This is a genomic window from Micromonospora sp. WMMD975, assembly GCF_029581215.1.
Classification (GTDB): Bacteria; Actinomycetota; Actinomycetes; order Mycobacteriales; family Micromonosporaceae; genus Micromonospora.
Genome location: NZ_CP120739.1, coordinates 407,237 through 419,918, shown reverse-complemented (window position 1 = coordinate 419,918; position 12,682 = coordinate 407,237). Strand labels below are relative to the sequence as shown.

The following is a 12,682-nucleotide window of genomic DNA, read 5'->3' as shown; positions in this document are numbered from 1 at the left end:
CGCGCTCGGCGCGTGTTAAGCGGGGCCCCCGCCTCTACCAAAGGCGTTAAGCGGGGGCCCCGCCTTTCATCCGGTCGAGGGCGGCGATGGCGACGCCACGGGCGCCGGCCATGTCGCGGTCGGGGACCAGGGCGAAGGTGGCGAGCGCGCGCTGCTCGTCGCGGAGCACGGTGTGCTCCGCGACGGTGGCGAGGAACCAGTCGCGGAACTCCGGCGCCGCCTCCACCACGCCCCCGCCGACGAAGTACGCGTGCGGGTCGGTGAAGTTGGCCGCGATGGTGAACAACCGCCCCAGCGCCCGGGCCTGCTGGCCGAACACCTGGCGGGCCAGCGGGTCGCCCCGCTCGCCGTGGTCGCGCAGCAGCTTCGCGGCCCGGGCGGGGTCCTCCGCGGCCAGCGGATGGTCGGGATACCGGGCCAGCCAGTAGGGCAACAGGTTGCGCCGGATGGCGGTGAGCGAGGCGACGCTCTCCGCGTCACCGGCGAAGCCGCAGGCACAGACCGGCACCGGCTGCCCCGGTTCGAGCAGCCCGTCCAGCGGGATGTGCACGTGCCCGAACTCCCCCGCCATGCCGGCCGCGCCGCCGACCACCCGACCGCTCTCCACCACGCCCCCACCCAGGCCGGTGCCGACGATCGCGGACACCGACGAGCGTGCCTTCGCGTCCGCGCCGAAGTGCACGTGGTGGGCGTAGAGGGCGGCGGCGTTGCCGTCGTTGGCGTACACCACCGGCAGGCCGAGCCGCCGCTCCAACGCGCCGCGCACGTCGTAGCCCCGCCAGGCCGGCTGGGCGAAGTTCGTCGACCCGCGCGAGGAGATCACCCCGGTGGCGCTCGCCGGGCCGGGCGTGTCCAGGCCGACCGCGCGCACCAGCTCCCGGGGCACCCCGGTGTGTGCGAGCACGCCGTCGAACGCCCGCGCGAGGGCCTCGATCGCCGCCTCCGGGCCGGCGCCGACCTCGCTCGGGATCTCCAGCAGCCCGTCCACCAGGAACCGGCCGTCGACCGTCAGCACGGTGGCGTTGTTGCTCGTGCCGCCGTTGTCCAGCCCCACCACCACCGGCACCTCTGCGCTGCCCACCGCCGCCACCTCCCCGCCGAGCCTGACCTGAGGTTAGTTCCCGGCGGGTCCACCCGCCACGCGGAGATCAGCCGGGACGACGCGCGGTCACGGCGGTGGCCTCCCGCTCCTCGTCGCGCACCACGGTCGGATCGAGCCCGGCGGCGCGGAGCACCGCGCAGAGCGTCGGGGCCTGCTCGACGCTCACCTCGACCGCCAGGTGCCCGCCCGGGGCCAGCCACTCGGCCGCGCCGGCGGCCACCCGACGCAGCACCGCCAGCCCGTCCGCGCCGCCGTCGAGTGCCACCGGGGCCTCGTGCAGCCGCGCCTCGGCCGGCAGCGTCGCCACCGCGCCGCTCGGCACGTACGGGGCGTTCGCCACCACCAGGTCCAGCCGGCCCCGCCGGTCGGCGGGCACCGCGTCGAACAGGTCGCCCTGGTAGACCGGCACGCCCAGCGGGTCGAGGTTGCGCCGGGCGCAGGCCACCGCCACCGGGTCGATGTCGGCGGCGGCCAGCCAGCGGGGCGCCAGCCGCTCGTGCAGCACCAGCGCGGCGGCGCCGGAGCCGCAGCACAGGTCGAGCACCGCCGGCGCCGGCCCGGCGACCGCCACCGCCGCGTCGACGAGCAGCGCGGTACGCCCGCGCGGGACGAAGACGCCGGGGTGGACGACGACCCGCCGCCCGCAGAACTCGGCCCACCCGAGCAGGTGCTCCAACGGCAGGCCGGCGACGCGGCGGTCGACGAGGAAGGTCAGTGCCCGCGCCGAGTCGGCGGCGGCGATCAGCAGGTCCGCCTCGTCCTCGGCGAAGACGCAACCGGCGGCGCGCAGCCGGCGGACGAGGGCGGGACGGTCGGGGGTGAACACGGTGGATGCCATGGCAAGCCTTTCGGGGAACGCTCGACGGCGCCCCCGGCGTCGCCTCAGCCCCGGGGCGACACGGACTCGGAGGGAGCGCCGGTCCTCTGCTTGTGGATCGGACTCACCTCCTCGGGTCGGGGCCGCACGGGCCGTGGCTGCCCGTCACGATAGCGGAGCGCGCGGCCCGGCGTCAGCCCGTGGCGGCGTCGAGCGCGGCGGCCACGTCGGCGACCAGGTCGGCGCTGTCCTCGATGCCGCAGGAGAGCCGGACGAAACCGGGGGCGGTGTCGTCGCCCCACTGGGCCCGCCGGTCGGCCGTGGTGTGCAGCCCGCCGAAGGAGGTGGCGGCGGCCACCAGGCGGGACGCGTCGAGGAAGCGGGCCACCCGGTCGGCGTCGCCCAGGTCGAAGGAGAGCACGCCGGGCATCCGCCGCATCTGCGCCGACGCCACCGGGTACGCCGGGTCCGCCGGCCGCCCCGGCCAGCGCAGGCCGGTGACGTCCGGCCGGCCGGCGAGCAACCCGGCCAGGGCCTCGGCGTTGGCGCTCTGCCGCGCCAGCCGCAGGTCGACGGTGGCCAGCGAACGGTGGGCCAGCCAGCAGTCGAACGCGCCTGGCACCCCGCCGGTGGTGGTCCGCCAGGCGGTCACCGCGTCGCGCAGCGCGACCTCGCGCGTGGCCACGTAGCCGAGCAGCAGGTCGGAGTGGCCGGTGAGCGCCTTCGTGCCGGACGCGACCACCACGTCCGCGCCGAGGTCCAGCGGACGCTGGCCGAGCGGCGTCGCGGTGGTGTTGTCGACCGCCAGCAGCGTGCCCGCGGCGTGTGCCGCGGTGGCCAGCGCCGGCACGTCGGCGACGTCGAGCCCGGGGTTCGCCGGCGTCTCCAGCAACACCAGCCGGACGCCGTCGAACGACGGGTACGGCCCGGCGGTCGGCACGAAGCCGACGCGCACCCCGACGCGCTCCAGCGTGTCGGTGGCGAACGCCCGCACCGGGAAGTAGCCGTCGGCGGGGAGCAACACGGTGTCACCGGGGCGCAGCACGGTCAGCAGCAGCCCGGTGATGGCCGCCTGGCCGCTGGCGAAGACCCGGCAGTCGCCGCCCTCCAACTCGCCGATCGCCGCCTCCAGGAGCCGGCGGGTCGGGTTGTCCGGCCGCCCGTACCCGTCGGGGGCCGCCGCCGGCCCGCGCCACGGGTCCAGGTGGTAGGGCGCGGCGAAGACCGGGCCGGGCAGGAACGGCCGGCCGGGCGCGGGCTCGGGCAGCCCGGCGTGCACGCTGCGGGTGCCGTCTCCCCAGTCGGCACTCACTCGTACGACTCCGGCTTGGCGGTGCGGCTCATCAGCGCGTCCACGGCCAGGCGCGGGTCCATCCCCTCGTGGCAGATCCGCTCGATCTGCTCGGTGATCGGCATCTCCACCCCGTGCGCCCGGGCCAGGTCCCGGATGGCCAGGCAGCTCTTCACGCCCTCGGCGGTCTGCCTGGTGGCCGCCTGAGCCTGCTCCAGCGTCTCGCCCCGGCCCAGGTGCTCGCCGAAGGTGCGGTTGCGGGCCAGCGGCGAGGAGCAGGAGGCGACCAGGTCGCCCATGCCGGCCAGCCCGGCGAAGGTGATCGGGTCGGCGCCGAGCGCCACGCCCAGGCGGGCGGTCTCGGCCAGGCCGCGGGTCATCAGCATGGCCCGGGTGTTGTCGCCGAAGCCCATCGCGGTGGCGATGCCGTACGACAGCGCGATCACGTTCTTCACCGCCCCGCCCAGCTCGCAGCCGATCACGTCGTCGTTGGTGTACGGGCGGAGGTAGGGCGTCCGGATCGACGCCTGGACCAGCGCCGTACGCCGGCTGTCGGTGCCGGCGACCACGGTGGCGGCCGGCTGCTCGGCGGCGATCTCCGGGGCCAGGTTCGGTCCGGAGACGACGACCACGCGGTCGGCCGGCACCCCGGCCGTCTCCACGATCACCTGACTCATCCGCTTGGTGGTGCCCAGCTCGATGCCCTTCATCAGGGACACGAGCGTGGCGTCGGGCGCCAGGTGGGGCGTCCACTCGGCGAGGTTGCCGCGCAGCGTCTGCGACGGCACCGAGAGCACCACCACCTCGGCGCCCTCGATCGCCTCGGCGGCGTCGCCGGTGGCGGTGACCCGCTCGGGCAGGCGCACGTCCGGCAGGTACTCCGGGTTGTGCCGCCCGGTCCGGATCGCCTCCGCCACCGCGGCGCGGCGGGCCAGCACGGTCACGTCCCGCCCGGCGTCGGCGAGGATCTTGGCGAACGCGGTCCCCCAGGACCCCGCGCCGAGCACCGCGACGTGCCCGCTCATTCGGCGACCTCCGGCGTGCCGGTGCGGGCCGGCCGCTGCCAGAGCGGCGGTGGTGTGCCGCCGCGGATCTCCGCGACCAGATCCCGGATCCGCAGCATGATGGTGTCCGTCATCTCCTCCAGGATCGCCCGGGTCGGCGTGGCGCCGGCCCACCGGCCCAGGTCGACAGGCGGCCCGGCGACCACCGTCACCGGGGTACGCGGGCGCAGCCCGATCCGGGCCGTGCGAGGGTCGAACATCCGCTCCGGTCCGACCATGGCCACCGGGATCACCGGGGCGCCGGTGGCCAGCGCCAGCCGGGCCGCGCCGGTCTTGCCCTTCATCGGCCACAGGTCCGGCTCCCGGGTGGTGGTGCCCTCCGGGTAGATCACCACGGCGCCTCCCTCGTCCAGCGCGGCGATCAGCTTGTCCAGCGACTTGACCGCCTCGACGCTGCCCCGCTCGACCGGGATCTGCTTGCACCGGTGCAGGATCCAGCCGACCACCGGCACCCGGAACACGCTTGCCTTGCCGAGGAACTGCGGCCAGCGCCCGGCGTCGTGGATGAAGTGCGCGGAGACCAGCGGGTCGGCGTGCGAGATGTGGTTGGGCACGATGATGATGCCGCCGTCGCGCCGCAGGTGCTCCATGCCCCGCCAGGTGCGCCGGGTCCAGACGGTCAACACCGGCTTCACCAGCACCACGGCGAACCGTTGCCAGAATCCCAGCCTCCGCGGTGCCACCCTGCCTCCTCGTTCCGCCCCACGCGCCCCGGGAGAGAATCATGCCTGCTCGCCCCCGGTCCGGCCAGTGCGGGTGCCACCGCCCCCGCTGGCAGGATGGTCACCGTGCCTGAGCCGAGCTGGACCGTGGTGATGCCGGTGAAGCGCCTCGGGGCGGCGAAGAGCCGCCTGCGGGGCGCGCTGCCCGGCGTACCCCATGAGGAACTGGCGCTGGCCCTGGCGGCCGACACGGTCGGCGCGGCGCTCGCGTGTCCGGCGGTCGGTCGGGTGCTCGTGGTCACCGACGACCCGCGGGTGACCGCGGCGGTGACCACGGCGGGCGCCCGGGTCGCGACCGACCCGGCGGCCGGGCTCAACGCGGCCTTCCGGCACGGCGCGGAGGTGGCCGGGCCGCGCGCCGCGGTGGCCGGCGTCACCGCGGACCTGCCCGCGCTGCGCCCGGCCGAGCTGGCCGCGGCGCTGCGCGCGGCCGAGGGGGTACGCGGGTTCGCGGCCGACGCCCCGGGCGACGGCACCGTGTTGCTGGCCGCGCCGGCCGGGGTGCCGCTGGCGCCCCGGTTCGGGCCCGGATCGGCTGCCGCGCACGCGGCGAGCGGGGCGCTGCCGCTGGTCGGCGACTGGCCCAGCCTGCGCCGGGACGTGGACACCGCGGCCGACCTGGCCACCGCCGTCGGGCTCGGGGTGGGTCCGCGCACGGGCGCGCTGCTGGCCCGGCGTGACGTCCCGGTCCGGTACGGTGCTGGCATGCAGGGCACGGTGGCCACCTTCGACGCGTCGACCCGCAGCGGGGTGCTGCTGCTCGACGACGGGACCGAGCTGGCCTTCCCGGCCCGCGCCTTCGACGCCTCCGGGCTGCGCCTGCTGCGGCTCGGGCAGCGGGTGCGGGTGGAGCGGGACGCCGCCGGCGAGATCATCCGGGTGACCCTGCCGACAATGGCCTGACCGACCTGGCCGGAGTTCATTTTCTGTTCACCCTCGTCAGGGAATCATGAAGAGGTGAGCACCCCTCGCGAGCCCGCCGACCCACCGCCGCCCCTCCTCGACCCCGACGCGCCCCGCAACGGCCGCCCGACGCGCGGCCCGGACGGGCGATTCCGGCCCACCCGCCCGCCCGAGGAACGCCTCGACGCCGACCCGGACGCCGCCGGCGCCAGCGGGCTGGACGATCCCCTCGACCCGGTCGAGGGGCCCGGCCCGGTCGCCGGCCCGGACGACGAACCACCGCCCGCGGAGCCACTGCCGGAGGACCGCTTCCTCAACCGGGAGCTGTCCTGGCTCGACTTCAACGCGCGGGTGCTGGCGCTCGCCGAGGACCTCCGGACGCCGCTGCTGGAGCGGGCCAAGTTCCTGGCCATCTTCGCCGGCAACCTGGACGAGTTCTACATGGTCCGGGTGGCCGGGCTGAAGCGACGGCTCTCCGCCGGCCTGCCGGTGCGCGGCGGCGACCGGCTGCCGCTGCGCACCCAGCTCGAACTGATCACCGAGAAGGCCGCCGACCTGGTCACCCGGCACGCCGCCTGCTTCGTCGACGACGTGCTGCCCAAGCTCGCCGAGGAAGACGTGCGCATCCTGCGCTGGAGCGACCTGGACGACGCCGAGCGGGAGCGGCTGCGCACCTGGTTCCGGGAGCACATCTTCCCGGTGCTCACCCCGCTCGCGGTCGACCCGGCGCACCCCTTCCCCTACATCTCCGGCCGGTCGCTGAACCTGGCCGTCTCGGTACGCGACCCGGACGGCGGCTCGGAGTTGTTCGCCCGGGTCAAGGTGCCGAACAACGTGCCCCGGTTCGTCCGGGTCGCCCGGGACCGGCCCGGCGTCCGGTTCCTGCCCGTGGAGGACCTCATCTCGGTCCACCTCGGCCAACTCTTCTCCGGCATGCAGGTGGTCGAGTGCCACCTGTTCCGGGTCACCCGCAACGCCGAGGTGGAGGTCGACGAGGACCGCGACGAGGACCTGCTCCAGGCCCTCGAACGGGAGCTGGCCCGGCGCCGGTTCGGCCCGCCGGTGCGGCTGGAGGTGGCCGCCTCCATCTCCGACCACATGCTTGAGCTGCTCGTCCGCGAGCTGGACGTGGACGACCAGGACGTGCTGCGGGTCCGCGGCCTGCTCGACCTCTCCGCGCTCTGGCAGGTGTACGGCGAGGCCGACCGCCCCGACCTGAAGGACCGGCCGTTCGTGCCGGCCACCCACCCCCGCCTCACCGAGGGCGAGGTGCCACGCAGCGTCTTCGCCACCCTGCGCGACGGCGACGTGCTCGTGCACCACCCCTACCACTCGTTCGCGACGAGCGTGCAACGCTTCGTCGAGCAGGCCGCGGGCGACCCGAACGTGCTCGCCATCAAGCAGACGCTCTACCGCACCAGCGGCGACTCCCCGATCGTGGACGCGCTCGTCGACGCCGCCGCCGCCGGCAAGCAGGTGGTGGTGCTCGTCGAGTTGAAGGCACGCTTCGACGAGGTCGCCAACATCGGGTGGGCGCGCACACTGGAGCGGGCCGGCTGCCACGTGGTCTACGGCCTGGTGGGTCTGAAGACGCACTGCAAGACCGCGCTCGTGGTGCGGCAGGAGGGCAACCAGATCCGGCGCTACTGCCACATCGGCACCGGCAACTACCACCCGAAGACGGCCCGGCTCTACGAGGACTTCGGGATGCTCACCGCCGACCCGGAGATCGGGGCCGACCTGACCGACCTGTTCAACGTGCTCACCGGCTACAGCCGGCAGACCGCCTTCCGGCGACTGCTGGTCGCGCCGCAGGGCATCCGCAGCGGCCTGATCGAACGGATCGACCGGGAGATCGAACACGTCCGGCTGGGCATGCCGGGTCTGGTGCAGTTCAAGGTGAACGCGCTCGTCGACGAGGAGATCACCGACGCGCTCTACCGGGCGTCCCGGGCCGGGGTGCACGTGGACCTGCTGATCCGGGGCATGTGCACGCTCCGTCCGGGCGTGCCGGGGCTGTCGGAGAACATCCGGGTCCGTTCCATCCTCGGACGGTTCCTGGAACACTCGCGCATCTTCCGATTCGGCAACAGCGGCGACGCGGAGTTCTGGATGGGCTCGGCCGACCTGATGCACCGCAACCTGGACCGCCGGGTGGAGGCGCTGGTGCAGGTGAGCGACCCGGTGGCCCGGGCCGAACTGGACCACGTGCTCACCGCCGCGTTCGACCCGGAGGTGGACGCGTTCGAACTGGCCCCGGACGGCACCTGGCGCCGACGTACCGGCGACGAGCCGCTCACCCACCTCCAGGACCTGCTGCTGCGCCGCGTCGGCGGCCGGGCGGACTGAACGGGTCGGGCGGCATACGGTGATCCGATGAGCGATGACGAGCCGGTGCGGATCCGGGCGGCGGGCGGGGTCGTCTGGCGCCCGGGTCCCACCGGCGTCGAGATCTGCCTGGTGCACCGGCCCCGGTACGGCGACTGGTCGCTGCCGAAGGGCAAGTTGGACGCCGGCGAGCACCCGCTTGTGGCCGCCGTGCGGGAGGTGGCCGAGGAGACCGACGTCCGGGCGGTGCCGCAGGTGCGGCTGCCCACGGTCCGCTACCGCAGCGAGGGCCGCGCCAAGGCGGTCGACTGGTGGTCGATGCGGGCCGTCGGCAGCGGTGGCTTCCAGCCCGACACCGAGGTGGACGAGGTGGCCTGGTTCCCGGTCGACGCCGCGGCCCGCCGGGTCAGCTACCCGCACGACGCCGAGGTGATCGGCGCGTTCGCGGCGCTGCCGCCGGTCACCGCGACGGTGCTGCTGGTCCGGCACGCGCACGCCGGCAGGCGGGGCACCTGGTCCGGTCCGGACGACGGCCGGCCGCTCGATGCCGAGGGCTGGGCGCAGGCCCGGGCGCTGGTCCCGCTGGTGGCCCTGGTCCGCCCGGCGCGCCTGCTCTCCGCGTCGGCCCGCCGGTGCGTGCAGACGCTGGATCCGGCGGCGGCCCGGCTGGACCTGCCGATCGAGGTCTGCGGCGACCTGGACGAGCCGAAGCCGGGCCAGCAGGCCGCGGAGTGCGCGCTTGCCGCCGCCGCGCGGCTGACCGCGTTGGCCGACGCCGCCGAGTCGGTGGCGGTGTGCAGCCAGGGCAAGGTGATTCCGGGCGCGCTGGAACGGCTCACCGGCCGCGCCGACGACTTCACCACCGCCAAGGGCGGCGGCTGGCTGCTCGCGTTCACCGGCGACCGCCTCCTCACCCCCGACCGGTTGTAAGGCGGGGGCCCCGCTTAACGCATTCGGTATAGGCGGGGCCCCCGCTTAACCCCGCCGGTTAAGCGGGGCCCCCGCCTAACGCGCAGGCGGGCCGGGCAGCGCCACCGTGACCCGGACCGGGAGGTGGTCGCTGGCCTCGGTGCGCGGGGCGCCCGCCTCGCCGGTCGTCAGGCCCGGCGAGACGAAGACGTGGTCGATCTGGGTGCGCGGCTCGTCCGCCGGGCTGGTCCACAGCGGCCGGGCCGCGGCCAGCGCGTCCGCCAGGCCGGCGCGGGTGAACTCGGCGAACGCCGCATCGTCCGGCTCGGTGTTCAGGTCGCCGCCGAGCACCAGCGGCCGGCCGGCCGCGTACCCGCGGGCGAACGCGGCCACCTCCCGGGCCTGCTCCACCGGGTCCCGACCGGGTGGCGGTTGCAGGTGGGTGGCGACCACGGCCAGCTCGCGACCGCCGAGGTCGAGCGTGACGCCGAGGGCCTGCGCGCCGGTCGGTGCGCCGTGCCCGGCCAGCGCGCGGCTCCGGGCGGAGCGCGCCGGAAAGCGGCTGAGCACCGCGTCGCCCCAGAGCGGGTCGGCGGCGGGCGCGAAGACGTACGGCATCCGCAGCCGGGCCGCCAACAGCGCCAGCGTGTCGTGGCCGCCGTTGAGCCACCAGCCCCGGTCGACCTCGCTGAGCAGCACCACGTCCGCCCCGCGCAGCACCCGGGCCACCGCGTCGAGGTCCAACCGGCCGTCCAGGCCGAAACCCATCCGGATGTTGTACGCGGCCACCCGGATCACGGCCGGTGGGCTCACCGGTCGCGGCGCGGGTGGCGGCGGGCGATGGAACAGCGGCCCGAACGCGGTCAGCAGCACCAGCGCGAAGGTGCTCCACCGCCGGGCCGGCTCGGGCAGCGCCACCGGCGACCAGGGCGGCCCGGCCAGCGCCACCAGAACGACGAGGACCGCCGTGACGATCGGTACCCACCCGTTGGGGTACCCCAGGTCGTAGGCGGCGTAGTAGACCACCGTGGCCACCGCGAAGACCACCATCCCGACGACCGCCGCGCGACCGCGCCGCTGCGCCGCCCGCGCTCCCGTGACCTGGTCGCCGGCCCCGGCCGCGTCGCTGAGCGCCAGGCAGCCCCCGAGTCCGGCGGCGGTGAGCAGGTACGCCGGCACGAGCCGCCCGGCCGCGAACAGCACCGCCCCGGCGAACACGGCGACCGGCCAGAGCACCCGCGCCAGCCGGGCCGGTGGCCGGTACAGGGCGGCCAGCAGGAACAGCGCGACTGCGAACGCGCCGAACGGCGCGGCGCCGCCAGGCGCGTGGGACAGGCCGGGAAAGCCGGACGAGCCGGTGCCCGAGGCGGCGGCCCATACCGCCGGGGCGAGCGCGATCTGGTTGGCCAGCAACAGCGCCGGACCGCACAGCAACCACGCCCGACGCCCGTCCGTCGACGGCGGCGGTGCCGGGTCGGACCCGGACGACGCCGGTGTCCCGGGCCGTTGCCACGACCCCAGCGCGGTGGCGGCCAGGAACGACAGCACCAGCAGGCAGCTCAGGGTCCAGCCGCTCGTCCCGCCGCGCCAGACCAGATCCTCGGTGCCGAGCAGGGCGTGCCCGGTTGCCTGTCCGGCCAGGCCGAGCGCCAGCCCGGGAACCGGCCGGTCCACAAGCGCCGCGGTGGCGGCGAGCCAGACCAGGCCGGCGAGCAGCCCGACACACGCGAGCCAGAGCTGCGCCGCGCCGCCCGGTCCGGCGGTCAGCGCCAGCCGGGCGGCGGCGAGCACGCCGGCCGCGGCGAGGCCGACCGGGCGGGCGCCGAGCCGGCGTACGAGGGTGGGCGCGGCCAGGGCGAGCACGAACCAGCCGAGCGCGAAGGCGCCCAACATCTCGGCGGGAGTTTCGGCGGCCCGGCCGAAGAGGGTGATGACCGACGGGAGCCAGACCCGCAGCACGTCCAGCAGAACCGCGACGCCCAGGGCGAGCGTGAGGGTGGAGAGGTGACGGTGCCGCACGGGCGCCTCTTCTCGTGACCGGCGGGGGATTCGGCACGGCGATTCTGCGGGCCGGTGCGGCGGCCGGTCAACGCGTACCCACGCACGAGGGCGCCCACCGCGAACGGTGGGCGCCCTCGGGTGGGCCGTCCGGTCAGCGTCGGCTGGCGGCCTTCTTGGCCGGCGCCTTCTTCGCGGGCGCCTTCTTCGCCGCCGTGGTCTTCTTGGCGGTTGCGGACTTCGCCGCGGTCGTCTTCTTGGCCGCGGTCGTCTTCTTGGCCGCGGTCGTCTTCTTGGCCGTGGCGGACTTCGCCGCGGTCGTCTTCTTCGCCGCCGCGGCCGTCTTGGTCGCGGCGGTCTTCTTGGCCGGCGCGGCCTTCTTGCTCGCGGTGGTCTTGGTGGCCTTCGCCGCCGTGGTCTTCTTGGCGGCCCCGGTGGTCTTCGCCGCCGTGGTCTTCTTCGCCGCCGTGGTCTTGGCGGCTCCGGTGGTCTTCTTCGCGGCGCTGGTGTCCTTCGGAACCTTGCCGCTGGCCACCATCTCCTTGAAGCCCGCACCCGCCCGGAAGGTCGGGACGGAGGTCTTCTTGACCTTCACCGCCTCGCCGGTCCGCGGGTTGCGAGCTGTTCGGGCCCCCCGAACGCGCTTCTCGAACGCTCCGAAACCGGTGATCGCCACCTTCTCGCCCTTGGTGACCGCCGCCTGGACCTCAGCGAGAACCGCGTCGAGCGCGGCCGTCGCCGTTTTCCGGTCCCCCAGGCGAACGGCGAGCGCCTCGATGAGCTCGGCCTTGTTCACGACTTCCTCCCGATTGTGCAACTGACTCGACGCGAGCCATTCTGCGCGCACCGTATGCCCTGTGCTGCCTGGACACAAACATTCGGTGGAAAAAACCCCTTGTGTCGCAACGGATTCGCCCCCACCGGCGGGCCGGTGGGGGCGAAATGGGGTCCGCGGTCAGGCGATCGAGGGCAGGAACGCCGGTCGGGTGGCCTCGTACGCGCCGATCTCCGCCTCGTGGCGGAGGGTGAGTCCAATGTCGTCCAAGCCCTCCATCAGCCGCCACCGGCTGTGGTCGTCGAGCGGGAAGGTCCAGGTGGCGTCACCGGCGTGGACCTCGCGGGCGGTGAGGTCGACCGTGATGGGAGTGGTCGGTTCGGACTCCACCAGATCCCACAATTCCTCGACAGCTTTCAATTCCAGCTCCACCGGAAGGAGACCTTCCTTCAGGGCGTTGCCCCGGAAGATGTCACCGAAGCGGGGCGAGATCACCGCCCGGAAGCCCCAGTCCCGCAGCGCCCAGACGGCGTGCTCGCGGGACGAGCCGGTGCCGAACTCGGGACCGGCGACGAGAATCGACGCTCCCGAATAGGCGGGGTTGTTGAGCACGAATGACGGGTCCTCCCGCCACGCGTTGAAGAGCCCGTCGGCGAAACCCGTCCGGGTCACCCGCTTGAGGTACACCGCGGGGATGATCTGATCGGTGTCCACGTTGGACCGGCGCAGCGGCACGGCGGTGCCGGTGTGTGCGGTGAACTTGTCCATCTCGG

11 protein-coding genes and 1 pseudogene are annotated in these 12,682 nt (G+C 74.8%); 4 read left to right on the top strand and 8 right to left on the bottom strand.

Going from position 1 to position 12,682, the window contains the following annotated elements; all coding sequences use genetic code 11:
- Nucleotides 1-46: 46 nt before the first annotated feature.
- The 5 genes from O7613_RS01945 to O7613_RS01925 form a co-directional block, all read right to left on the bottom strand.
- Nucleotides 47-1,081, bottom strand: a complete 1,035-nt coding sequence (locus O7613_RS01945) for an ROK family protein (RefSeq protein WP_282291721.1) — start codon at nucleotides 1,079-1,081, stop codon at nucleotides 47-49.
- 67 nt (nucleotides 1,082-1,148) lie between these two features.
- Entirely contained in the window at nucleotides 1,149-1,940 is a 792-nt protein-coding gene (locus tag O7613_RS01940; RefSeq protein WP_282291720.1) for a putative protein N(5)-glutamine methyltransferase, read from the bottom strand.
- A gap of 172 nt (nucleotides 1,941-2,112) precedes the next feature.
- Nucleotides 2,113-3,231 (bottom strand): cystathionine gamma-lyase, encoded by a 1,119-nt coding sequence (locus O7613_RS01935; RefSeq protein WP_282291719.1) that lies wholly within the window; start codon nucleotides 3,229-3,231, stop codon nucleotides 2,113-2,115.
- Nucleotides 3,228-4,235, bottom strand: coding sequence for an NAD(P)H-dependent glycerol-3-phosphate dehydrogenase (locus O7613_RS01930; RefSeq protein ID WP_281584502.1), 1,008 nt, complete (start codon nucleotides 4,233-4,235; stop codon nucleotides 3,228-3,230). Before O7613_RS01930 ends, O7613_RS01935 begins: the two co-directional genes overlap by 4 nt.
- Nucleotides 4,232-4,957, bottom strand: a complete 726-nt coding sequence (locus O7613_RS01925) for a lysophospholipid acyltransferase family protein (protein WP_281584503.1) — start codon at nucleotides 4,955-4,957, stop codon at nucleotides 4,232-4,234. Before O7613_RS01925 ends, O7613_RS01930 begins: the two co-directional genes overlap by 4 nt.
- 96 nt (nucleotides 4,958-5,053) lie before the next feature.
- Here O7613_RS01925 and cofC point away from each other — a divergent pair.
- From cofC to O7613_RS01905, 4 genes and pseudogenes are all read left to right on the top strand, one after another.
- A pseudogene (cofC, locus tag O7613_RS01920) lies at nucleotides 5,054-5,662 on the top strand (2-phospho-L-lactate guanylyltransferase); the annotation flags it as partial.
- A 39-nt stretch (nucleotides 5,663-5,701) separates the two neighbouring features.
- Nucleotides 5,702-5,899: a cold-shock protein gene (locus tag O7613_RS01915; protein WP_281590460.1), complete on the top strand. Its 198-nt coding sequence runs from the start codon at nucleotides 5,702-5,704 to the stop codon at nucleotides 5,897-5,899.
- A 54-nt stretch (nucleotides 5,900-5,953) separates the two neighbouring features.
- A complete protein-coding gene (locus O7613_RS01910; protein ID WP_281584504.1) occupies nucleotides 5,954-8,248 on the top strand; it encodes an RNA degradosome polyphosphate kinase in 2,295 nt (764 codons plus the stop codon).
- Nucleotides 8,249-8,275: 27 nt separating this feature from the next.
- Nucleotides 8,276-9,157, top strand: coding sequence for an NUDIX hydrolase (locus O7613_RS01905; protein ID WP_282291718.1), 882 nt, complete (start codon nucleotides 8,276-8,278; stop codon nucleotides 9,155-9,157).
- 75 nt (nucleotides 9,158-9,232) lie between these two features.
- Here the strand turns inward: O7613_RS01905 and O7613_RS01900 are convergent, their stop codons facing one another.
- The 3 genes from O7613_RS01900 to leuD form a co-directional block, all read right to left on the bottom strand.
- Nucleotides 9,233-11,155 carry an endonuclease/exonuclease/phosphatase family protein gene (locus tag O7613_RS01900; protein WP_282291716.1) on the bottom strand — a complete coding sequence of 641 codons (1,923 nt, stop codon included), beginning with the start codon at nucleotides 11,153-11,155 and terminating at the stop codon, nucleotides 9,233-9,235.
- A 133-nt stretch (nucleotides 11,156-11,288) separates the two neighbouring features.
- Nucleotides 11,289-11,930, bottom strand: coding sequence for an HU family DNA-binding protein (locus O7613_RS01895; RefSeq protein WP_348775410.1), 642 nt, complete (start codon nucleotides 11,928-11,930; stop codon nucleotides 11,289-11,291).
- A gap of 159 nt (nucleotides 11,931-12,089) precedes the next feature.
- Nucleotides 12,090-12,677, bottom strand: coding sequence for a 3-isopropylmalate dehydratase small subunit (gene leuD / locus O7613_RS01890; RefSeq protein ID WP_281584507.1), 588 nt, complete (start codon nucleotides 12,675-12,677; stop codon nucleotides 12,090-12,092).
- Between the last annotated feature and the right edge of the window lie 5 nt (nucleotides 12,678-12,682).